Origin of the sequence: Methylophaga lonarensis MPL (genome assembly GCF_000349205.1) — a bacterium.
GTDB lineage: Bacteria > Pseudomonadota > Gammaproteobacteria > Nitrosococcales > Methylophagaceae > Methylophaga > Methylophaga lonarensis.
On the sequence record NZ_APHR01000002.1, the window covers coordinates 41,200 to 62,922 of the forward strand.

Genomic DNA, 21,723 nt, shown 5'->3' on the forward strand with positions numbered 1-21,723 from the left:
ATGACGCTCGTCTCGACTGCTATGTCGCGAAAGTCATGGTTCATATCATCTGGCAATCATGGATATCAGCCCAGATGAATATCAGGTCTGATTTGAAGCATCTGACGCAGGAACCGCAATTTAATTTCCTCCAAGCCTTCCTCGGAGCTTGCCTCAAATCGAAGCGTCAGCCCAGGCACGGTGTTGGATTTTCTGACCAGGCCCCAGCTGTCCGAATAATCGACACGGTAGCCATCGATGGTGGTTATTTCAGCATCGGTGAATTCGGCGCGCTCTTGAAATCGTTCAATGAAATCAGCGGCGGCAATATCATCCATAGCCACATGGATTTCCGGAGTATTGAAACGGGCCGGTTGGCCAGAGAATATTTCCGCAGGCGAGCGCCGCTGGTCGTCAGCGGTCAGCAATTCTAGCAAGCGACATGCTGAATATAAAGCATCATCAAAACCAAACCAGCGGTCAGCAAAGAAAATATGTCCGCTCATTTCACCACCGAGGATAGCACCGGTTTCCTGCATTCGCTTTTTGATGATGGTATAACCAGACGGTGCCAGCACCGCTTGTCCACCTGACGACTTGATAATGTCCTCCAGCAAATGGGTACTTTTGACGTCATAAATGACACTTGCACCGGGGGTTCGGCTTAGCATCTGCTCAGCGAACAGCATCAGCAAGCGGTCTGGCCAGATAATTTCTCCGAGGCCATCCACAACGCCCAAACGATCTCCATCGCCATCAAAAGCAAGGCCAAGATCAGCATTTGTTTCACGCACTTTGGCAGCCAATGCCTGCATGTTCTGTGGTTGTGCTGGATCAGGGTGATGATTTGGAAATTCACCATCCACTTCACAGAACAGCTCGACCACCTCACATCCCAGGTCTCTGAATAATTGAGGTGCGATCATTCCAGCGACACCATTGCCGCAATCAACCACCAATTTGAGTGGCCGGCTCAAGAAAATATCTGAGGACACCTTGGCAAGGTAATCTTTGACAACATCTGCTTGCTCTTGCGAAGCCGTACCGAGCGTAAAATCACTTCGCTCTATGCGACGATACAATTGCTTGATTTGATCGCTGGACAACATCTCGGCATCGACCATGATCTTGAAGCCATTATAGTCTCGAGGATTATGACTGCCGGTCACCATGACACCTGAACGGGACGACAAAGTGTGGCAGGCAAAATAAAGCACGGGAGTGGGCACCATGCCAATATCAATTACGCTGGCCCCTGCTGACATCAAGCCTTCACTGAGCGCCTTACTGAGTGACTCACTGGAGTTGCGACCATCCCGGCCAACGATGATTTCGTGGATATTCTGGCTGACCAGCTGACTGCCTATGGCACGTCCAATCTGTCTGGCCACTTTTTTATTGAGCGTATCCCCCACAATGCCACGGATATCATATGCCTTGAATATCGAGCTACTGACTTCTGGAACTGCCTGATCAGCAGTCTGGGGCGTGTTTTGTTTGGCAACACCCCGAGCATAATCATAGCCGGATTCAACCATCAGAGGTCTGCGAACCGACTGTGTTTGCCACTTACCTGATCTGGCAGAAACCGATAACCAGCGGCTTTTTGGAAACAACTGGATCAGCAACTGAGCTATCAACCACCAAACAATACTGGCGATAGCAAGTGCCAATGCCAATTGCACCAGCGAAATCTGCAATGCCGGTTTAGCTTCGTCTGGATAAAAGACAACTTGCCAATGGCTGAATGGAATGCTCTGCTCAAATGCTGGCATTGATTGGAACTGAGCATTACCTGAGCTGGCGACGCTGACACGCTGCTGGCTACCTTGCTGCAGCTCGACAAAACCAGGTTCGTTCAAAATCTGCTGCATCATCAACGACAGTTGTTGCACCGGTAAGGCTGCCAGCACAATCGCCAGAGGAGGTTCAGGCAAAGCTTCAGCCATCAGAAGATAGGCGTTATCAGTGCCTGGCAACATCACTGCGTAATCAGCTCGTCCTTCAGCTTCAACCTGATATAAGGTTGCCAGCGCAGCATAGCTCAACGGAATACAACCCTCGGTTGTTGCCTGGCTGGGAATACGACTGACTAAACACAAGGCAGAAGCATCCGGCCACTGCGCCGTCAAGTCCTGCAATAACACACCAGATTCTGAAGCTTCGCTTTCTGCGCGCATCTGAGGAGTAACATTGGCTGCGATTGCCTCAAGTTGTCGCTCCCATTGGCCAATCACCGAACTGACAGAGGCCGCTAATCGCTCAGCAGTCTCCTGATGTTTTTTTCGATAATCCTGATAATCGGTGGTCTGGTTTTGGTGGCTGAGGAAAAACAATATGCCGACAGCAAACAGCCAGATCAGCAACAGCAAGCCGCCTAACACTGGCCTGCCGATCATTCGCAGATCGTCAGGAATCAGCCGTCGCCAGCGCTCAGCTCCCGGTTTCAACTGCTTCAGCTCCGTCCTGTATGCCCAAATCCACCGGTACCTCGCTCACTTGAAGAAAACTCGGTGACCGCTTCAAAGGCAACTTGTACAACCGGGATAATGACCATCTGCGCAATCCTTTCTCCGACAGTTATCTCAAAGGGCGTATCACCACGATTCCAGCATGAGACAAAAATTTGTCCCTGATAATCACTGTCAATCAGCCCAACCAAGTTACCCAATACAATACCATGCTTGTGTCCCAACCCTGATCGCGGAAGAAGTACAGCCGCCAGTGAAGGATCGTCAATGTGAATCGCCAACCCCGTGGGTATCAGGTGGGTTTCACCCGGATGAATGGTCAGATTCTCTTCCAAACAGGCCCTTAAGTCTAATCCCGCACTACCTGTGGTGGCATAGTCGGGTAAGGGAATCGAATCACCCAGCCTTGGGTCTATCAGTTTTAGTTGTATCTTTTGCATGATATCGCTCAATTATCAAAGTCATCAAAGCATCCGCCAGCAGGCGTTTGTGTTGTCTGGGTAGGCGCTGGCCGCCACCTGACCAAAAAACTTCCAATGCATTTTCTTCACTGGCAAAGCCAATACCCTTGCCGACATGATTGCCTGCAATGATATCCAATCCTTTTTGTTGACGCTTGCTGTCTGCATGTTCAGCCAGCAGCTCAGTTTCGGCAGCGAAGCCTACCACCAGTTTCGGCCGATATTCGCTGGCACTGACCGTGGCAATGATATCTGTTGTTGCCTCCAACTCCAGAGTCATCTGTTGTCGGCCTTGTTTTTTGATTTTCTGCCCTTCAATCACTGCCGGTCTGAAGTCGGCCACCGCTGCACAGCCAATGAAAATATCCGTCTGCCGGATATTCAACATGACCTGTTCAAGCATTTCTGAGGCTGATTCAACTGATATTGTTTGACAAGCAGTGGGCGCAGTCAGATGGACGGGCCCGGAAACCAGAATCACTTCAGCACCTGCCGCCAGCGCAGCTTCTGCCAATGCATATCCCATCTTGCCTGAACTTCGATTGGCAATATAACGAACCGGATCGATTGCTTCGTGGGTGGGGCCAGCAGTAATCATCACCCGCTGACCCGTCAAGGCTCCGGGTGCCATGATGCTGGAGAGCTGAGCAACGATCTCAACAGGCTCAAGTAGCCGACCTTCTCCCTGTTCACCACAGGCCTGATCACCACTGGCAGGGCCAAGCACAAACGCGCCTCTGGTTTGTAAGGTTGCCAGATTCTCTTTGGTAGCGGGATTGGACCACATCTTGTTATTCATTGCCGGCGCAATCGCCAGTCGCGCCTCGGTTGCCAGTACTGTAGAAGTCAGCAAATCATCGGCACGACCAAAAGCTAGCCTGGCTATGGTATCGGCGCTGGCGGGCGCAACCAAAATCCAATCAGCCCATCGAGCCAGTGCGATATGCCCCATCGCAGACTCCTGATCAGCATCCAGTAATTCAACTGCGACAGGATGTCCGCTCAAAGTCTGCAAGGTCAGTGGCGTGATAAATTCGCAAGCGGCCTTGGTCATGACCACCCTGACTTCTGCACCTGCCTCACGCAATCTGCGAGTCAAATCGGCAGCTTTATATGCCGCGATGCTGCCGGTCACGCCCAGAACGATACGTTGTCCGGCCAGACCCTGTTCAGCCATGATTTTGTGTTCCAAGCGCCAGATCTCGCAAGGTCAGTTGATCCAGAACCTGACTTTGAGCGGAACTGACCTTGCTAAGCAGCCCTTCAATCGCAGGCTCTGCTCTGCTGCGATTTTGTGTCAGTACGTTTTCTTCCGCGGTGCGCAACACATCCAAAATATCATTCACCTTGAGTGTCGAAATATCCTGCCCCGGAATATAGCGAACGCTATCGCCAGCAACTTCTGCCAACATGCCAGCGGCTTCCAGAATAGAAATCAATTCCTGCAAAGTCAGATTGCTCAATGCGGTTTCCTGTTCCAATTCCTGAATGCTCAATGGCGTTTCATGATTGCAAAAGCGCCTGGCAATAAGAGTCATTAACCAGAGTCCTTCCTTTTCTCGAAGGCGTGGACTCAGGCTAAATGATTTACCACCCACTTGCACCAGTTTTGGGTGCTGCAAATAAAAGGCGACCTGTGAGCCCGTCAACAGAATAAACCATGCCAGATACAACCAGATCATAAAGAAAAACAAAATGGCAAAGCCGGAATAAATGGCGGTGTAGTTGGATGACGTGGCGACAAACGAAGCGAAAATAGTGCCCAGCGTTACCCACAAGGCACCCGCCACTGTTCCACCCATCAATGCGGGAGCCAGCTTGACCCGGGTATTGGGAATAAAGGTATAAAGAAATGTAAAGGCCAGGATGATCATCACATAAGGCACCATTTTGCTGATAAAAATCAGCACGGTGCCAAACGGTTCGATCGACTGTAACTGCACCATGACATTGTGATTCAACACCGAGGCCCCCACGCCCAAGGCAGTGAAGACCAATACCGGGCCGATCATCATCACGCTGAAATAATCAGTAAAACGTCTTGCCAGACTGCGTGGTCGTTTAACTCGCCAGACAAAATTGAAAGCACTTTCGATTTTCTGCACCAGCGAGATAATCGTGTAAAACAACATGGCCAGACCGACAGAGCCAAGCACACCAACTTTTATATTTTCTACAAAGCCAATGATATTTTCCGTCAGCTCTTCTCCCCGGCTACCGAGCGGCTCCATAAAGCCCAGCAAGAAGGGTTCTATCTGGTTATGAACACCAAAGGCTTTCAATACCGAGAAGGCCACCGCTATCAACGGCACCAGTGATAACAGAGTGGTAAATACCAGGCTCATGGCACGCAAATTCAGTTCGCCTGTTGCCAGCTCCCGGATCATCACATAGCAGACACGCAACAACTCGGTTAGCCAGCGTCTGACAGGATTCACCTTGGACAAATCCTCTTGCCAGAGGCTGACCGTAAAAAAATGTTTTAGCTTATCAAGCGTGTCTTGCACGACCATAACGCTTTCCTTGTGTCCGATGATGCCTTACACCGGATTTTCAATATCGACGAATTGCTGATCCAGATCAAAGATCTCGGCCAGATGATTGCCAAGCGCCATGATGCCATACCGTTCGGTTGCATGGTGACCTGCCGCTATGTAGTGGATACCCAGCTCTCTGGCAAGATGGGTCGTTTGCTCGGAAACCTCACCGCTGAGAAACGCATCCAGCCCCAACTCGGCAGCTTGTTGAATGTACCCTTGGGCCGCTCCAGTGCACCAGCCGATGGTATTCACAGGCCTGTCATGTCCGGCAATCACAACCGGCTCGCGTTGCAAAGTATCTGCGACCGAATTGGCAAAGTCATCCAGCGACTGAGGTTCTGACAAACAGCCACACAGCGCAATCGCCGGCTCTCCAGTACCAGAAATTCGCCCATCTATTTCAAGTCCTAATTGATGAGCCAGTTGGACATTATTGCCAAACTCAGGGTGAGCATCGAGGGGTAAGTGATAGGCAATCAGGTTAATATCATGGCTTAGCAAGGTTTTGATGCGCTGTTGTTTAATACCAATCAGCCGTGCATCCTCACCACGCCAGAAGTAGCCATGATGCACCAAAATTGCATCAGCATTCATCGCCACCGCCTGATCCAGCAGCGCCTGACTGGCCGTGACTCCCGTAATGATACGGTAGATATCCTCGCAACCTGCGACTTGCAGTCCATTGGGGCAATAGTCTGCAAATCGACCCGGCTCAAGCAGATTATCCAGGTAGGCGAGCAGTTCAGTTCGAGTTATCATCAGCGAAGTTCCTGTGACCAATCAGACGTCACTATAACAAAGAGGATGCGGCCGTGGATGCAGTCAGTGTCATCGCTCTCACCATGGGAGTTGCCTGGGCAAGTGGCATCAATCTCTATGCCACGATCTTTATGCTGGGTTTAATGGGCATAACCGGACATGCCGTGCTGCCTGAAGAACTGGCCTTTGTCAGTGATCCTGTGGTGATGTTTGCGGCTGGCTTCATGTACTGCGTGGAGTTTTTTGCAGACAAGATTCCGGGGGTCGATTCTGGCTGGGACAGCTTGCACACCTTTATTCGTATTCCGGCGGGTGCTTTACTGGCAGCATCAGCGGTCGGCGATGTCAGCCCGGCGATGGAACTTAGCGCGGCATTACTGGGCGGAACACTGGCTGCTGGCAGTCATTTCACCAAAGCCGGAAGTCGGCTGTTGATTAACACCTCGCCGGAACCGTTCAGTAACTGGACTGCCTCAGTCAGCGAGGATGTACTGGTCATTGCAGGTCTGTGGGCGGCTTTGCATTATCCGTGGCTGTTCCTGGCATTTTTGTGTCTGATAGTCATCCTGATGATCTGGCTGTTGCCTAGACTGTGGCGCTTGATTAAAGCGCTTTTTGCAAAACTGGCAAATCTATTTCGCAAACAATCCAACAAAACACCGCCTGATGAAATAACGCTGACCGAGAACAAATCAGCAGAAATCTCTGAGGATCAAGAACGTCGGTAGACAACGCCCTGTGGGGTTCGAATCATTTCAAAACCGTCGGAATAACCGGTGATAGTCTCTGAGGCCCCCAGAAACAGATAACCACCAGGGTTTAGCGATTGCCTCATGCGACTCAAAATATCGGCCTTGCGCAGCCCAGCAAAATAAATCAGTACATTTCGACAAAAAATCATGTCAAATTTGCCCAGCGCGGTAAAAGGCTCGAGCAGGTTTTGTTCCTTAAAGCTGACGCGCTTACGCACCTCATCTGTCAGACACCAGGCATCGCCCTCTGGCCGGAAAAAACGACTGCGCCGCTCCGGCGTCAAACCACGGGCTATCGCGTGATTTTCGTAAATACCTCGACGAGCAAGTGCCAGCATGCTGCTGGAAATATCGGTGGCGACTATCTGGCTGCTGGCCAGTTTGCTGGTTGGATTTCGTTGCAGGTATTCGCTTAGCACCATGCTGATGGTGTAAGGCTCTTGCCCTGACGAACAGGCTGCAGACCAGATCTTCAAACCGGTTCTGGCTTGTTTATCCAGCTCGGGTAACAAGGTTTTCGCCAGAACTTCAAACGGAGCACCATCACGAAACCAGGAGGTTTCATTGGTGGTCATGGCGTCAATCACTGCATTGCGTAAATGCCTGGGTTGTCCATGCTGCAGTGCTTTCAGTAGTGCTGACACTGACGGGATATTCTCATCCCTGAGTAATTTGGTCAGCCGACTGACAATCAGGTATTGTTTGCCATCGCCCAACAGTATCCCGCAAGCCTGTTCCAGGAACTGTTTGAAGTGCTCATAGTCAGCTTGGCTAATGTCTTGCGTATGCAACATGGAAACGTGTTCTTTTCATTGTGATTTTGACTATAGCGTTAACGGCACACCAAAAACAATATTTAATAGTTAACGCTGATCGACTGAGAAACTTTTACGGATACCCACATGAAATCCATTCTTATTTCCGGCTGCTCAAGCGGCATTGGCCAATGTGCTGCCCTGATGCTTCATCAACGAGGTTATCAGGTGATTGCCACTGTCCGTCGACCTGAGGATGCTCAGCCACTTGAGCAAGCAGGCATCAAGACGCTACTGATGGATCTGAACGACAGTGCCTCGATACACAAGGCTGTTGAAGATGCCCTGTCCTACGCTGGACAAATAGACACTCTGTTTAATAACGCCGCTTACGGTCAGCCGGGCGCGGTTGAAGATCTCAGCCGAACCGCCCTGGAAGCTCAATTCCAGACCAATGTGATTGGTACACAGGAACTGACTAACCTGGTTATCCGGCAGATGCGACAGCAAGGTGCCGGCCGCATCATCTACAACAGCTCGGTACTGGGGCTGGTCGCCATGCCATACCGCGGCGCATACAACGCCAGCAAGTATGCGATCGAAGGGTTGGCCGATACGCTTCGCCTTGAACTGCACGGCACAGGTATTTACATCAGCCTGATCGAACCCGGCCCAATTTTGAGCCGTTTTAGACAAAACGCCATGAAACAATACCAGCAGCATATTGATAAAGACTCAAGCGCACACAAGTCTGTCTATCAGGCCATGGAAGCCCGTTTGACCACCGAAGGACCCGCAGCGCCATTTACCCTGGGCCCCGAAGCCGTGGTCGCTAAGCTCATCAAGGCTATCGAATCAAAACGGCCAAAATGCCGCTATTTTGTTACTTTTCCGACCTACCTGTTTGCCACACTCAAGCGATGTCTGCCTCAACGCCTGCTTGACATGCTGCTCAGACGAATTCTCTGAGCAGGCAGCCTCACCGGCTGTTTTTTTGGCTGGGCCCCGAGTACACGTACACCAGGTAATAGGCCATGGCGACAAACCCAACACCACCAACAATATTGCCCAGGGTCACTGGAACCAGATTTCCCATCAAACCGGAAAAATCGAGCGCTTGCAGTTGCGAAGCATCCAACTGGCTGGCGGCAACAATCGCCTGATCAGCTGCGGCCACCATGGCAATTGGAATCATGTACATATTGGCAATGCTATGCTCAAAGCCCATGGCAACAAAGCCGGAAATCGGAAATAACACCGCCATCACCTTGTCGGTGACACTGCGTGAGGCATAAACCATCCAACTGCCCAGACAGACCAGCACATTACAGAACAAGCCACGGACAAAAGCTTCGGTCGTGGTCAACTCGACCTTGGCAAGGCCGGTTTTCAGCGCAGTGACACCAACGCCATATTCCGCATTGCCCAGATAGCCCGATAGATACACCAGATACACGGTGACCAATGCGCCGACAGCATTGCCGAAATAGACAATTCCCCAGTTACGCATAAGACCTAGAAAAGTGATCTGTCGCTTGGCATATGCCATCACTACCAGCGTATTACCGGTGAATAATTCTGCACCCGCGACCACCACCAGAATAAAACCCAGCGCAAATACCAAACCACCGATCAGGCGCGACAGACCATAAGCCATGTTGGCATCCGTCATAACCACGGTGTAATACATCGCCGCAAAAGAAATGAACGCGCCTGCCATCAGCGACAACACAACCAGTGGCAGCAATGGCATATTGGCCTTGTCTACCCCCACGGTTTTGACTTTTTCAGCCACTTCCGCAGGCGTAAAGGCATCGACAAACTTGCCGAAATCAGACATGAGGGGTTCCCCGAAACAGGAAGGAAACCGCGCATTATATCAGTGCTTTAGGCGACTTTGCAGACTATGTCTCACTATTCGGCGCTAAAGATTTGCGCTGAGCAACCGCAGCGCCATGCCGGACCCTGTATGGATGAAATTTGATCATTTCACAAGGATCCGCCTGACTCTGCGGTTGTGCTGTGAACAACTCAGTGCTTGAGCTCGCTGCTGAAGGTCAACATCTCATCCTCCAAATCGACCTTGATCACCTGACCGGCGCTAAAGCGACCGGCCAGTAAATCCTGCGCCAAAGGATTCTCCAGCTCATGCTGAATTACCCGCTTCAACGGGCGCGCACCATAAACAGGATCAAAACCTGCCGCAGCAATATGATCCAGTGCCGCATCACTAACCTGCAGTGTCAGATCACGATCAGCCAGTCGTTGCCGTAAATGGGCCATTTGAATCTCGGCAATGCTACGAATCTGCTCTTTTTGCAAAGGATGAAACACAACGACATCATCCACCCGGTTGATAAATTCCGGCCGGAAGTGCTGACCCACAATTTCCATCACGGCGGACTTCATTTGCTGATAATTTTCCTCACCCGCCATCTCCTGAATCACGCTGGATCCAAGATTTGAGGTCATGACGATCACCGTGTTGCGAAAATCCACGGTTCGGCCTTGTCCATCTGTCAAACGCCCGTCATCCAAGACTTGCAGCAGAATATTAAAAACATCTGGATGGGCTTTTTCGACTTCGTCCAGCAAAATCACCGAGTAAGGTTTACGACGAACCGCCTCAGTCAGATAACCGCCTTCTTCATAACCGACATAGCCCGGAGGCGCACCAACCAGTCGTGCCACTGAGTGTTTTTCCATGAATTCAGACATATCAATCCGAACCATGGCTTCTTCGGTATCAAACAAAAAGCTGGCTAATGCTTTGCAAAGCTCAGTTTTACCGACACCAGTCGGCCCCAGGAACAGGAAAGAACCATTAGGCCGATTAGGATCTGACAATCCCGCGCGACTGCGACGAATGGCATTGGCAACCGTGGTCACGGCTTCGTCCTGACCCACGACACGATGATGCAGTGCCTCGTCCATCTTCAGCAGCTTGTCGCGCTCGCCTTCCAGCATCTTGCTGACCGGAATACCGGTCCACTTAGAGACCACTTCGGCAATTTCTTCCTCACCCACTTTGTTACGAAGCAGGGTAAATTCCTGCATCTCTGCCTGGGTTGCCATATCCAGCTGTTTTTCAAGCTCAGGGATGCGTCCATATTGCAGTTTTGCCATCTTTTCATAATCGGCATTGCGATTGGCGGCTTCCAACTCAAAGCGAGCTTTTTCCAGCTCCTCACGAACATGCTGGCTGCCATGTAAGGCCGCTTTTTCCGATTTCCAGACTTCCTCCAGATCGGTATATTCACGCGCCAGTTTTTTCATCTCTGATTCAAGTGTATCCAGCCGTTTTTTGGAGGCATCGTCGCTTTCTTTCTGCAAGGCGACCCGCTCAATTCTCAGTTGAATCAGACGTCTTTCCAGCCGATCCAGCACTTCCGGTTTGGAATCAATTTCCATGCGGATACGACTGGCCGCTTCGTCAATCAAGTCAATCGCCTTGTCAGGCAAGTTGCGGTCGGTAATGTAACGATGAGACAGCGTTGCCGCCGCCACAATCGCGGGATCGGTAATATCGACTTTATGATGCAGCGCATATTTTTCGCTCAGGCCACGCAAAATACCGATTGTCGACTCGACACTGGGTTCGCCCACCAGCACTTTTTGAAAACGTCGTTCCAGTGCAGCATCCTTTTCCACATATTGCCGATATTCATCCAGCGTGGTGGCGCCGATACAATGAAGCTCCCCGCGAGCCAACGCTGGCTTGAGCATATTGCCAGCATCCATTGAACCCTCGGCTTTGCCGGCACCAACCATGGTGTGAATTTCATCAATAAACAGAATGATCTGGCCTTCCTGTTTTGATAAATCATTCAAGACAGCTTTCAGGCGTTCCTCAAACTCACCACGGAATTTTGCACCGGCGATCAGTGAGCCCATGTCCAGTGCCAAGACTCTTTTGTGCTTCATACCCTCGGGTACTTCGCCATTGACAATACGCTGGGCAAGTCCTTCAACAATCGCCGTTTTACCAACACCAGGTTCGCCAATCAGCACCGGATTATTTTTAGTGCGGCGTTGCAGCACCTGAATCGTGCGACGAATCTCATCATCACGGCCGATGACTGGGTCCAACTTGCCACTTTCGGCTCTGGCTGTCAGATCAATGGTGTACTTTTCCAATGCCTGACGTTGCTCTTCAACATTAGGGTCTGTCACTCGCTCACCGCCTCTGAGTTGTTCAATTGCCGCTTCAAGATTGGCTTTTGAAGCACCGTGTTGCTTCAACAGCTCGCCGGTCTGATTTTTGTCATCCACCGCCGCCAGCACAAAAAGCTCACTGGAAATATATTGATCCTGTCGCTGCTGGGCCAGTTTGTCGCATTGATTGAGCAAACGACGCAGATCTTGCGACACATGAATATCCCCGCTGGCCGCTTCAACTTGAGCGATGCGATTTAGCTGTTGTTCCAGCTCTGCCTGATAGGCAGGCACGTTGACACCACAGCGAGCCAACAGCGGTTTGACCGAACCGCCTTGTTGATTGAGCAGTGACAGCATCAAATGCACCGGCTCGATAAATTGATGATCGCGCCCGACAGCCAGACTCTGGGCCGCTGCCAGAGCTTCCTGAAACTTGCTGGTGAATTTATCTATCTGCATGGCATATCCCTTGAAATACTAAGTTAATTAGCAAATGGGGGACGTGCAATGAAATTCAAGTGCCAGGGACAGTTATGCTCTCACCCTGAGTGATGGAAATGTTCGTTCAGTCAGCACTACTGGTTTGCTGAGCCGACGTTTCTATAAGTGCTTGCAGCCTTAACATGCCGGCCTCAAAGTTCGCGCCATCAATCATCAACGCTGGATATTGACTGATCTGTACTCGCCCTGGAATTAGTGGCGCCAATAACACTTTGCCTTGTCCGGCAACACCATCAATTCTAACCGGCAGCAATGGCGCACCTGACCACATGGCCAATCGCGCCACACCCGCTTTTAATTTTCGGGGAGGATCAGTGTCCAGATGAATTTTACCGTGAGGAAACAAGGCAATCACATCGCCTTGTTGCAAAGCACGCAAGGCCTCACGCAAAGCTTTCTCCGGTCGCCCTTGACGATCCACTGGAATACATCCGGACAGTCGATATAGCCAGTTCAACATTGGCTTTCGATATTCTTCTTCAGCAATCAAAAAGCGCAGCGGCCTGGGGCTGGCAGTGATCAATAACAGTGGATCCAGGCCCGATACATGATTAGCCGCCACAATGGCTGGCCCATGCTTTGGCAAATCCAACTGGTTTGCGCCCTGACGATGCACCACGCGGCACAATAATCGGACCCAGCCGTCAATCCAGTTGACTCGTGGGCCACCCCAATCGGCACCCGCATGACGCAGGCCCCACCACCAGAGCAGCGCCAACAGCAGCAAGATGAACAAAAAAATCAGCATTAGACCTCAAATGCGCTGGCATCACCCATGCCGTAGCGAACAACTTCAGGAATATCATCAATAAACTCAACAACCGTAGTCGGCTCAGCGCCGCAAGCGCCACCATCAATCACCAAGTCCAGTTGTTTACCGATACGGTCGATAATGTCGTCAGCTTCGGTCATTGGTAAATCATCGCCCGGCATTATCAGTGTTGAACTCATTAAAGGCTCATTGAGTTCTTCCAGCAAAGCCAGCGCGATAGCATGTTCCGGAATACGCAAGCCGATGGTTTTTCGTTTGGCATGTTGCAGCCTGCGGGGCACCTCTTTGGTGGCTGGCAAAATGAAAGTGTATGGGCCGGGGGTGTGTGCTTTTATCAGACGAAATACTGCGTTGTTGACCTTTGCATAGGTCGATAACTCGGAAAAATCCCGGCAAACCAGTGTGAAATTATGGTCAGCATCCAGTTGCCGTATCCGGTGTATTCGTTCCATCGCCGCCTTGTCACCCAATTGACAGCCCAGTGCGTAACCGGTATCGGTCGGATAAGCAATCAATCCACCTCTGCGGATAATCTCACAGGCCTGCTGGATCAGGCGCTTTTGTGGGTTTTCCGGATGAATTTGAAAAAACTGACTCATAAATGGGTTTCCTGATGAGAGATAGCTAAGACGCGATTATTGCCAAAGCTGCCAGATAGGTGTTGATTCTGATGGTAAGTCGGTGATTTGTCCCAGCTCTGACCACTGTTTGTCAGGGCTGTGAAAGTCACTGCCACAGGAGGCAAACAGCTCATGCTGATTGGCGATACGCGCCATGACTTTGACTTCTTCAGGATGTTGTCTTCCAGAAGCAACTTCAAAGCCAACGCCTCCCGCCGCCTTAAAATCCGTGATTAAGGCGCGCAGTTTAGTGGCCGTCATTTTGTACCTGGCCGGATGCGCAATCACCGCTTGCCCACCTGAGGCGCTAATCCAGCGGACAGCGTCCTCCAATGAGGCCCATTGACCAGGCACATAACCAGGCTTTGTGCGAACCAGAAAACGCTTGAACACATCGTTCATATCTCGGGCATGGCCTGTTTCCACCAAAAACTTGGCAAAGTGTACTCGGCCTAGCATCGTCGCTGAGGCATGTTTACTGGCCCCTTCCAATGCACCGGCAATACCTGCCTTGTCGAGTCGTTTGGCTATTTCCTCGGCACGATGCTGACGATATTGCCGAAGCGCCGATAATCCTTGCTGCAATTCCTGATTGGCAGGGTCAACATTCAGGCCGACGATATGAATGGTTTTGGTATGCCAACTCACTGAAATTTCAACGCCGTTAATGAGTTTCAGTGTCGTGCCTGCGGCGGCAGCGCTGGCTTCTGCAAGCCCCTCAGTGCCATCGTGATCGGTCAACGCCAACACATCGACACCCTTCTCCAAGGCTCGATTGATAAGTGCATTCGGCGACAGGGAACCATCGGAAGCGGTAGAGTGACAGTGCAGGTCATAGTGAGTCATGAGATATATTTTACGTTAGAATGCGTCATCACTGAATGAATCATTGAGATCTCATGAAACTGCTGTCTGACTTTTTGCCGATTCTGCTGTTTTTTCTTGCCTATAAATTCGGCGGTGGCGAATACAGTTTCGCAGGCGAGATATATCTGGTTGAGGGAATTTATGCCGCCACGGCGGTGATGATTGTGGCGACACTGCTGCAAGTCAGCTACACCTGGCTGCGTTATCGAAAAGTCGAAAAAATTCACCTGTTAACGCTGGCACTGGTTGTGCTGCTCGGTGGCGCGACTCTGTGGTTACAAAACCCGGAATTTGTCATGTGGAAACCCACCGCGGTGAACTGGCTGTTTGCTCTGGGCTTTGTAGCTGCCAAGGTGTTCACCGACAAATCCTTGCTGGAAAGGCTGATGGCCGAACACGTACAAATGCCCGCTAAGGTCTGGTCTCGATTGAATACCGCCTGGGTACTGTTTTTTATTCTGTCCGGCATTGCCAACATCTGGGTCGCTTATAGCTTTTCCGAGGCAACCTGGGTCAACTTTAAATTATTTGGCATGCTGGGCCTGACCATTCTGTTTATCATCGGCCAGTCTGTTTATCTGGCCAAACACGCAACTGAAGTCCCAAAAAAGGCACAGGAATAACCCATGTGGTACGCAATTATCAGTCAGGACACACCTGACAGTCTGCAAAAACGATTGGCGGCAAGACCGGCACATCTTGAACGGCTAGAGGCGCTAAAAAACGAAGGTCGCCTGTTATTGGCAGGTCCTCATCCGGCCATTGATAGTGAAGATCCGGGTAGCGCAGGATTTACCGGAAGTCTGGTAGTGGCTGAGTTTGCTGATCTCACCAATGCACAGCAATGGCAGATGCCGATCCTTATGTCGCCGCAGGTGTTTACGCTCAGGTGGTAGTCAAACCCTTTCGCAAGGTAATGCCATGACCGACACCACCGAACAATTGCGGCAACGTCTGCAAAGCCTTGAACCTCACAGCCTGAAAATCACCGATGAAAGTCATTTGCATGCGGGCCACGCCGGAAATACCGGAGGCAAGCATTACCGCATACTGATTGTCAGTGATGCATTTCAAGGGCTGGGGCTGCTGCAGCGACACCGGCTGGTTTACGACAGCGTGGGCTCATTGATGCAATCCCATATTCATGCCTTGAGTATTCAAGCAAAAACACCCGCAGAATCAGGTCTGGACAGCTAACAGCCCATGGCCGAACAAGACAGCAAAGCACGCAATCAGGCTTTTCTGCAACAACTGGAAAAACAACGTCTTCAAAAGCCCTGCCAGCGAGTCATCGATTTGCGGGGCCGGGTTCCCGGTGATTGTGATGCCTATGAATTTGCTGGCCGGGTGCACTATCTCGATGACCGTGCCTATCTGATACTCAAGCAGCTTATGGACCGCACCCAGGGCCAATATACCGTGGGGGTCTACGAAGCATTACAACGTGCTTTGAAAAAATTGGCTCCCACAGAAACCAGTGAGGCGTTCAGCGCCGAACAACTGGTGTTGCAACGAGACCCAACCAGGCCGCAACAGCTCAGATTTGATCAAACCCTGCAGCGTCAGGAGCCTCGAATTCGCCATGTCACGCCTCTGACACTGTCACTCAAGGATGTTGAATACCGGGCGGCGACCGTTGATCTGACCACCAGCAGCCTGCGTATCAGCATGAAAAGAGCTTTTACCCTTGAGCTGGCTGACGAAATACTGGTGACCTTCAACTCACTGCAAGGCGAAGCACCAGAAGGATTGTTAAGCAACATCCCCTATCGAATCAGCAGACTTGATCATGATACTCAGCACAGCTACGCCGTACTGACCCGGCAACGCGAAGCCAATGATCAACTCAGTCAGTGGTGGGATGACTGGATTCAGCAACAGTTGCAACCTGGCGTCATAGAACTGCAAAGCGAATTGTTTAACCTGGCCCGGCAGTTCTACCTGAGAATCTACAGCCGAATGTTGCCTAGTCCGCTGCTTTGGCTGAATGGCGATAATGATCCGCCAGCGGTCAGCGTGCTGCATATCGGCAAGGCAAGCTCTGAATTGCTCGCAGTGATGCAATCGCCCATGCCATTGCCCTTATCAGCGATGATGGCCGATCAGCAGGACCGTCTGCTATTGCTCTCTGACAATCCAGACACTGCCTTGTGTTGCAGAGTTGATGAGGCCTCAGCCGTAAGAGCCATGCTGGCTGCCCACCAGCAACAGCCCGGCAGCCGTTTGCTGTGGTTGCAGATCAGCCGCATTACGGTGGATCTCAACCAGCATCAGCAAGAACTCAATCAGCTGGCCGGTATCGATCATTCAGCTGCAACACATCTGGAAGCCATATTGGCCTCATTGACAGGCTTGCTGCGTATCAATGACATCAGTGCCATTGTCACAAACCTGCCCAGCATCACCACTGACGCGGATGCCTTGACCGAAGTCAGCACACAAATTCCATTGCCTTTACCACAGGTACTTCGTCACGAAATTCGCCGTCAGCATCAGCGATATGTTGTGCGCACTCCGGTAGAACTGACTTTTAACGAAAAACATCATGCTTTTGAGAGTGTTGATCTCTCGACCACCGGCATTGCCTTGCAGATAGATGGCGATGTTCATATTCCGGAGCAAAGCCGAGTCAGCTTGTTTTTTCCGCGCTGGCAATCACAGAGCAATCGTCTGAAATTAAGCGATATCCCATATGTCGTGAAAGACCACCACCTGTGGGATGGTAAAACCTATCTGGGACTGGAACGTATCGTCGGTCAATGTCGTCCCGGCATCAATGAATTCTTTGATTCAGTGCTGCAACATAATCGTGATTCACTAGTGTTACACCATGATGATGTAGTGGTCAGTCAACAAAGCCGTATTTTTAGTCACCTGATCAGCCAATATCTGCAGCCAGCACTGTTGTTCTTTGGTATGTCTGAAGATCAGCAGCGTATTCTTCAAGCAGTGGCAACAACCGAACCTGCTGCGCAACGTTATGATGAGGGATTCTGGGCGGCACTGAGTGGCCAGGTTTCTGCGATGACTCGCCCGCTCAAACCACAATTGTCTACCTGCAAAGATCAACTGGATTTTGGTATCTATGCCTGCCAGTTACGCCCCGAAAGTGACTGGATGGTCAGACTGGAAGAAGAGTTTGAAACACCGGCTGAAAAGCAGCGCTTTATCAATCTCGCCTTAAGCGCGCCAAAACATGGTTTTTTCCAGTGCAAACTGATGCCGTTCAAAGCCGCAGGTCTTGAGCAGGAAGTCGATTTGCAACAGCAACTGTTGCGACTCAGGCAATACAGCGGCCACAAAGTGAAAAATATTCGTGAAACCTTCAGCAGCCTGTTTGCCGTAGCAGAACTGCATGATATGACTCAGCTAATGGCTGATCTGTGTAAGACCAGCCAATAAAAACTGGCTAGGTGCTAGCCCTGCCCGGCCACTGTCATGCGATCAATCCAGACAGATCCTGTGCGGGTGTTGCCACGCAAATCGACATCATTGGCTATGGCCTGAATTCCCATGAACATATCCGGCAAGCGACCGGCGATGGTGAACTCATCAATAGGGTATTGAATCTGACCATCTTCAACCCAGAAACCTGCCGCCCCCTGAGAATAGTCGCCCGTCACAATATTGCTGCCCATGCCCATGGTTTCAGTGACAATCACGCCTCTGTCCATCTCCTTGAGCAGACCGGCAAAATCCAGATCACCGGTATCAATAGTCAGGTTATGCACGCCACCGGCATTTGCCGTGGTCTGCATATTCAGCTTGCGGGCCGAATAGCTATCCAGCACATAGCCTTGCAAGACCCCATCAACCACAATATCTCGCGCCTGCGTTGCCACACCCTCGCCGTCAAAAGCAGCGCTGCCAAGCCCTTTCAGCAAGTGCGGTTGTTCGTGGATATGGATAAATTCAGGAAAGATCTGACGGCCAAGGTGATCCAGCAAAAAACTCGACTGCCGATACTGGGCACTGCCACGAATCGCGGCAATCAACTGACCAAACAGCGAAGAGGCGATTTCCGCTGCAAATATCACAGGATACTGACCGGTAGTAATCTCTTTGGCATCAAGTCGGCGCAAAGTGTGTTGCGCGGCCGTTTGCCCAACCTGAACAGCAGAACTCAAATCGCTGGCATCACGGGCGACATCGTACCAGTAGTCGCGTTGCATGCCCTCACTGTCACTGGCAATCAAGGTGCATGAAATGCTGTGCCGGCTGGACTTTACCTGTCCGGAGAAACCATGACTGTTGGCATAGACTCTCTGACCATGATGACTGGAAATACTGGCCCCTTCGGAGTTGCTGATGCGCTGGTCAAAATCACGTCCCGCCTGTTCACATTGCATGGCCATGGCAATCGCTTCATCCGCCTCGAGTGCCCAGGGATGATACAAAGACAAGTCTGGAATCTGTGTTGCCATCAGTGCCGCATCAGCCAGCCCCGCATAAGGATCTGGCTGAGTGTGTTTGGCAATACTGCAAGCGCGGCTGACAGTCTCTGTCAGTGCATCCGGACGCAGATCAGATGAGCTGGCTGAAGCCTTGCTCTGACCAAAATAAACAGTGACGGCAAGTCCGGTATCGTTGTTGTGCTCCAGTGTTTCTACATCACCCTGACGCACCGTCACTGACAATCCCTGACTGTGACTGACGCCGGCTTCTGCTGCTGAAGCGCCGAGACGCTTGGCCTCTTTTAATACAAATTCTGCTGCTGACTGTAACGCTTCAATGTTTTTCTGTTGACTCATAGAATCAGTTCTACCTCTTGGGGAGTCGCATCTCGCAAATAAAATCCTCGCATCTCCAGCACACCTCGTGTGTTGAGCGAAATGATCAGATACAAGGCGTCCGGATACTCTGCCTCCGCCACATCAATCTTTGAAGGTAATGCCGGTGAATCCGGGTGCGAATGATAAATGGCAAACAGTTGTTCGCCGCGTGACTGCATATGTTTGAAGGCCTCGATCTGTTCGCTGGCATTAAGCGCAAACAAGACACTGCTGTCTGTTGCTACGTTATCAATCGGATAACAATGGCATTGTTCCTGTTTGCGCCCCACCAGACCACACACTTCCCGGCCCGGAGACAACTGGGCTTCATGCAATAGCTGATTGGCCAGTGTGCGAGGTATTTGTACAGTTTCAGTCATTGTTTAATTCTCATTGTGATGACATACCGGGCAGTCAGGATCCGCTTTCAATCGAATCTGTCGCCATTGCATGGTCATCGCGTCCAACATCAATAATTTTCCGGCCAGGGTTTCGCCAAAGCCCGCCAACAGTTTAAGTGTTTCGGTCGCCTGAATACTGCCCATAATGCCAAGCATCGGCGCTAATACGCCGCTCTCACTACAGCTCTGCTGCAACTCACCGCCAGCATCATCGTAGAGACAACGATAACAAGGCATCTCTGGCAGTCGTGGATCAAACACTGTGACCTGTGCTTCCATGCGAATCGCGGCGGCAGAGACCCAAGGTTTGGACAGCTGATAACATGCCGCGTTGATGGCAAAGCGACTGGCAAAGTTATCGGTACAATCGACAACAACATCAACGGCGGCAATGGCTGCCAGCAGTGCTTCACCTTCCAGTCGCTGCGCAATGGTCTCAATGTCAATTTCATCATTGAGCGCATGCAGCGCAGCTTTAGCCGAGCTGACCTTGGATTGTCCCAGCGTTGCCTGTTGATGCACGATCTGACGCTGCAGGTTTGATAATTCAACCGCATCATCATCCACCAATACCAGACGACCGACACCGGAAGCAGCCAAATACAGCGCGACCGGCGAGCCAAGACCGCCCAGGCCAATGATCAGCACTTTGCTGTTCAGCAGCTTTTGCTGCCCCTCAAAATCCAGCTGCGGTAAAAGGATGTGTCGGCTGTAACGAAACAGTTGCTGATCATTCATGATGACAAACGGCAAAAGCGTTCATTATAGCGGTAGTTGCGCCATCACGACCCGATCTCTGCCGCCAAAATCCTGATGGGCACTGATTTCAATAAAGCCTGAGGAGGCAAACAAAGCCTGCACGGCGGCGGATTGAAGGTAGCCATGTTCAGTCAACAACCAGCCACCTGGACGCAATACCTGTGCGGCCTGACTGACAATTACTCGGAGATCATCAAGCCCGTCAGCGCCTGAGGCAAGAGCCGTTCGTGGCTCAAAACGCAAATCGCCCTGCCCAAGGTGTGGATCAGTGTCTTCAATGTAGGGTGGATTACTGACAATCAGATCCAGTGATCGCGCCGCAAACGCCGCCAGCCATTGGCCCCTGATAAAACTGACCTGCTGCAGCTGGTTCTGAAATGCATTGAGCTTGGCGGTGATCAATGCCTGTGCACTGATATCGGTGGCAATCACCTGAACATCCTGCCGCTCGCTGGCAAGGGCCAGTGCAATCGCGCCACTGCCCGTCCCCAGATCGGCAATGCTCATTCCTGATTTGAGTTTACTCAGTGTCAATTCAACCAGCAGTTCGGTATCGGGCCGCGGAATCAAAGTGGCAGGCGTCACTTGTAAATCAAGCGTCCAAAAGCCGCGTTGCCCTGTCAGATGGGCCACAGGGTGGCCTTGCTTTCGTTGGGCAATCAACTGCCTGAACTGCTGGGTCTGAACGGGATCGACCGACTGTTCGGGTCGGGTCATCAAGCGGGTGCTAGTGCATTGCAATACATGACATAGCAAGACTTCACTATCGAGCGCCGCAGTAGGCGCCATCGCTAATTCGGATCTGGCCCATACAAGTAACTCAGCGGCAGTCAAGGCTGAAGAAGATACCGACGGTTCAGACAAGCACTGCCACCATGATGGCGACGATTGCAGCCAATGCACTGCCAATTGCCAGCTTTTTCAAACTGCCCAAACGCTGCTGCCAGTCCTGTTCCATGCTGGCAAGATGCGTTTGTAACTTGCCTTGTTGTGCCGACAGTTTTGTTGCCACCATCGCCTCAATTTGTTTGCCGGAAATTTTCTGCAACTCACGTTGTAACTCGGCCTGCACTGATTGCATGACTTCCGCGGTCAATTGCGTACGCAAATCTGCTTGCTGTTGATTTAGCACGCCAGCCACTGATGTTCTCGAATC

21 protein-coding genes and 1 pseudogene are annotated in these 21,723 nt (G+C 51.2%); 6 read left to right on the forward strand and 16 right to left on the reverse strand.

The window, feature by feature from the left end:
* Positions 1–65: 65 nt before the first annotated feature.
* From MPL1_RS13960 to MPL1_RS00485, 5 genes are read right to left on the reverse strand one after another with little or no spacing between them, the layout of a single operon-like run.
* A complete protein-coding gene (locus tag MPL1_RS13960; protein WP_009725166.1) occupies positions 66–2,429 on the reverse strand; it encodes a phosphomannomutase/phosphoglucomutase in 2,364 nt (787 codons plus the stop codon).
* Between the two features lie 5 nt (positions 2,430–2,434).
* Positions 2,435–2,890 carry a dUTP diphosphatase gene (gene dut, locus MPL1_RS00470; protein ID WP_009725167.1) on the reverse strand — a complete coding sequence of 152 codons (456 nt, stop codon included), beginning with the start codon at positions 2,888–2,890 and terminating at the stop codon, positions 2,435–2,437.
* Positions 2,847–4,088: a bifunctional phosphopantothenoylcysteine decarboxylase/phosphopantothenate--cysteine ligase CoaBC gene (gene coaBC, locus MPL1_RS00475; protein ID WP_009725168.1), complete on the reverse strand. Its 1,242-nt coding sequence runs from the start codon at positions 4,086–4,088 to the stop codon at positions 2,847–2,849. The genes dut and coaBC overlap by 44 nt, the downstream gene beginning before the upstream one ends.
* The gene (locus MPL1_RS00480) at positions 4,081–5,424 is read right to left on the reverse strand and encodes a YhjD/YihY/BrkB family envelope integrity protein (RefSeq protein ID WP_009725169.1); all 1,344 of its coding nucleotides are present in this window, start codon (positions 5,422–5,424) and stop codon (positions 4,081–4,083) included. Before MPL1_RS00480 ends, coaBC begins: the two co-directional genes overlap by 8 nt.
* Before the next feature lie 27 nt (positions 5,425–5,451).
* Positions 5,452–6,210, reverse strand: a complete 759-nt coding sequence (locus tag MPL1_RS00485) for a Nif3-like dinuclear metal center hexameric protein (protein ID WP_009725170.1) — start codon at positions 6,208–6,210, stop codon at positions 5,452–5,454.
* Between the two features lie 53 nt (positions 6,211–6,263).
* Here MPL1_RS00485 and MPL1_RS00490 point away from each other — a divergent pair, with 53 nt between their 5' ends.
* Positions 6,264–6,938, forward strand: coding sequence for a DUF4126 domain-containing protein (locus tag MPL1_RS00490; protein ID WP_009725171.1), 675 nt, complete (start codon positions 6,264–6,266; stop codon positions 6,936–6,938).
* Here the strand turns inward: MPL1_RS00490 and MPL1_RS00495 are convergent.
* Positions 6,923–7,756 carry a CheR family methyltransferase gene (locus MPL1_RS00495; RefSeq protein WP_009725172.1) on the reverse strand — a complete coding sequence of 278 codons (834 nt, stop codon included), beginning with the start codon at positions 7,754–7,756 and terminating at the stop codon, positions 6,923–6,925. The two genes, MPL1_RS00490 and MPL1_RS00495, sit on opposite strands and share 16 nt — an antisense overlap.
* 108 nt (positions 7,757–7,864) lie before the next feature.
* On the opposite strand from MPL1_RS00495, the gene MPL1_RS00500 reads away from it, so the two are divergent.
* Positions 7,865–8,686, forward strand: coding sequence for an SDR family NAD(P)-dependent oxidoreductase (locus tag MPL1_RS00500; protein WP_009725173.1), 822 nt, complete (start codon positions 7,865–7,867; stop codon positions 8,684–8,686).
* A gap of 10 nt (positions 8,687–8,696) precedes the next feature.
* On the opposite strand, the gene MPL1_RS00505 is transcribed toward MPL1_RS00500, so the two are convergent.
* From MPL1_RS00505 to MPL1_RS00525, 5 genes are all read right to left on the reverse strand, one after another.
* Positions 8,697–9,557 (reverse strand): formate/nitrite transporter family protein, encoded by an 861-nt coding sequence (locus MPL1_RS00505; protein ID WP_009725174.1) that lies wholly within the window; start codon positions 9,555–9,557, stop codon positions 8,697–8,699.
* Between the two features lie 191 nt (positions 9,558–9,748).
* Positions 9,749–12,334 carry an ATP-dependent chaperone ClpB gene (gene clpB / locus MPL1_RS00510; RefSeq protein ID WP_009725175.1) on the reverse strand — a complete coding sequence of 862 codons (2,586 nt, stop codon included), beginning with the start codon at positions 12,332–12,334 and terminating at the stop codon, positions 9,749–9,751.
* Between the two features lie 106 nt (positions 12,335–12,440).
* The gene (locus MPL1_RS00515) at positions 12,441–13,124 is read right to left on the reverse strand and encodes a lysophospholipid acyltransferase family protein (RefSeq protein ID WP_009725176.1); all 684 of its coding nucleotides are present in this window, start codon (positions 13,122–13,124) and stop codon (positions 12,441–12,443) included.
* The gene (locus tag MPL1_RS00520) at positions 13,124–13,747 is read right to left on the reverse strand and encodes an L-threonylcarbamoyladenylate synthase (RefSeq protein ID WP_009725177.1); all 624 of its coding nucleotides are present in this window, start codon (positions 13,745–13,747) and stop codon (positions 13,124–13,126) included. Before MPL1_RS00520 ends, MPL1_RS00515 begins: the two co-directional genes overlap by 1 nt.
* Before the next feature lie 36 nt (positions 13,748–13,783).
* Entirely contained in the window at positions 13,784–14,614 is an 831-nt protein-coding gene (locus MPL1_RS00525; RefSeq protein WP_009725178.1) for a PHP domain-containing protein, read from the reverse strand.
* 53 nt (positions 14,615–14,667) lie between these two features.
* Between MPL1_RS00525 and MPL1_RS00530 the strand changes: the two genes are divergently transcribed.
* From MPL1_RS00530 to MPL1_RS00545, 4 genes and pseudogenes are all read left to right on the forward strand, one after another.
* The gene (locus tag MPL1_RS00530) at positions 14,668–15,258 is read left to right on the forward strand and encodes a septation protein A (protein ID WP_009725179.1); all 591 of its coding nucleotides are present in this window, start codon (positions 14,668–14,670) and stop codon (positions 15,256–15,258) included.
* Positions 15,259–15,261: 3 nt separating this feature from the next.
* Positions 15,262–15,560: pseudogene (locus tag MPL1_RS00535) on the forward strand (YciI family protein).
* Positions 15,557–15,832: a BolA family protein gene (locus MPL1_RS00540; RefSeq protein ID WP_009725181.1), complete on the forward strand. Its 276-nt coding sequence runs from the start codon at positions 15,557–15,559 to the stop codon at positions 15,830–15,832. Before MPL1_RS00535 ends, MPL1_RS00540 begins: the two are co-directional and overlap by 4 nt.
* Positions 15,833–15,838: 6 nt before the next feature.
* Entirely contained in the window at positions 15,839–18,037 is a 2,199-nt protein-coding gene (locus MPL1_RS00545) for a PilZ domain-containing protein (RefSeq protein ID WP_009725182.1), read from the forward strand.
* Positions 18,038–18,051: 14 nt separating this feature from the next.
* On the opposite strand, the gene pmbA is transcribed toward MPL1_RS00545, so the two are convergent.
* The 5 genes from pmbA to MPL1_RS00570 all read right to left on the reverse strand — a co-directional run.
* Positions 18,052–19,386: a metalloprotease PmbA gene (gene pmbA, locus MPL1_RS00550; RefSeq protein WP_009725183.1), complete on the reverse strand. Its 1,335-nt coding sequence runs from the start codon at positions 19,384–19,386 to the stop codon at positions 18,052–18,054.
* Positions 19,383–19,787 carry a M67 family metallopeptidase gene (locus tag MPL1_RS00555; RefSeq protein ID WP_009725184.1) on the reverse strand — a complete coding sequence of 135 codons (405 nt, stop codon included), beginning with the start codon at positions 19,785–19,787 and terminating at the stop codon, positions 19,383–19,385. Before MPL1_RS00555 ends, pmbA begins: the two co-directional genes overlap by 4 nt.
* Before the next feature lie 3 nt (positions 19,788–19,790).
* A complete protein-coding gene (locus MPL1_RS00560) occupies positions 19,791–20,546 on the reverse strand; it encodes a HesA/MoeB/ThiF family protein (RefSeq protein ID WP_009725185.1) in 756 nt (251 codons plus the stop codon).
* Between the two features lie 24 nt (positions 20,547–20,570).
* Positions 20,571–21,470, reverse strand: coding sequence for a peptide chain release factor N(5)-glutamine methyltransferase (gene prmC, locus MPL1_RS00565; RefSeq protein ID WP_407635242.1), 900 nt, complete (start codon positions 21,468–21,470; stop codon positions 20,571–20,573).
* On the reverse strand, positions 21,424–21,723 hold a 300-nt coding region (locus tag MPL1_RS00570), incomplete at its 5' end, for a hypothetical protein (protein WP_009725187.1). The genes MPL1_RS00570 and prmC, both read right to left, overlap by 47 nt.

Bases quoted from the DNA above. Each gene is read 5' to 3' on its own strand.
- dut (WP_009725167.1), bottom strand. From the start codon at position 2,890: ATGCAAAAGATACAACTAAAACTGATAGACCCAAGGCTGGGTGATTCG.
- coaBC (WP_009725168.1), bottom strand. From the start codon at position 4,088: ATGGCTGAACAGGGTCTGGCCGGACAACGTATCGTTCTGGGCGTGACC.
- MPL1_RS00480 (WP_009725169.1), bottom strand. From the start codon at position 5,424: ATGGTCGTGCAAGACACGCTTGATAAGCTAAAACATTTTTTTACGGTC.
- MPL1_RS00485 (WP_009725170.1), bottom strand. From the start codon at position 6,210: ATGATAACTCGAACTGAACTGCTCGCCTACCTGGATAATCTGCTTGAG.
- MPL1_RS00495 (WP_009725172.1), bottom strand. From the start codon at position 7,756: ATGTTGCATACGCAAGACATTAGCCAAGCTGACTATGAGCACTTCAAA.
- MPL1_RS00500 (WP_009725173.1), top strand. From the start codon at position 7,865: ATGAAATCCATTCTTATTTCCGGCTGCTCAAGCGGCATTGGCCAATGT.
- MPL1_RS00505 (WP_009725174.1), bottom strand. From the start codon at position 9,557: ATGTCTGATTTCGGCAAGTTTGTCGATGCCTTTACGCCTGCGGAAGTG.
- clpB (WP_009725175.1), bottom strand. From the start codon at position 12,334: ATGCAGATAGATAAATTCACCAGCAAGTTTCAGGAAGCTCTGGCAGCG.
- MPL1_RS00515 (WP_009725176.1), bottom strand. From the start codon at position 13,124: ATGCTGATTTTTTTGTTCATCTTGCTGCTGTTGGCGCTGCTCTGGTGG.
- MPL1_RS00520 (WP_009725177.1), bottom strand. From the start codon at position 13,747: ATGAGTCAGTTTTTTCAAATTCATCCGGAAAACCCACAAAAGCGCCTG.
- MPL1_RS00525 (WP_009725178.1), bottom strand. From the start codon at position 14,614: ATGACTCACTATGACCTGCACTGTCACTCTACCGCTTCCGATGGTTCC.
- MPL1_RS00530 (WP_009725179.1), top strand. From the start codon at position 14,668: ATGAAACTGCTGTCTGACTTTTTGCCGATTCTGCTGTTTTTTCTTGCC.
- MPL1_RS00540 (WP_009725181.1), top strand. From the start codon at position 15,557: ATGACCGACACCACCGAACAATTGCGGCAACGTCTGCAAAGCCTTGAA.
- MPL1_RS00545 (WP_009725182.1), top strand. From the start codon at position 15,839: ATGGCCGAACAAGACAGCAAAGCACGCAATCAGGCTTTTCTGCAACAA.
- pmbA (WP_009725183.1), bottom strand. From the start codon at position 19,386: ATGAGTCAACAGAAAAACATTGAAGCGTTACAGTCAGCAGCAGAATTT.
- MPL1_RS00555 (WP_009725184.1), bottom strand. From the start codon at position 19,787: ATGACTGAAACTGTACAAATACCTCGCACACTGGCCAATCAGCTATTG.
- MPL1_RS00560 (WP_009725185.1), bottom strand. From the start codon at position 20,546: ATGAATGATCAGCAACTGTTTCGTTACAGCCGACACATCCTTTTACCG.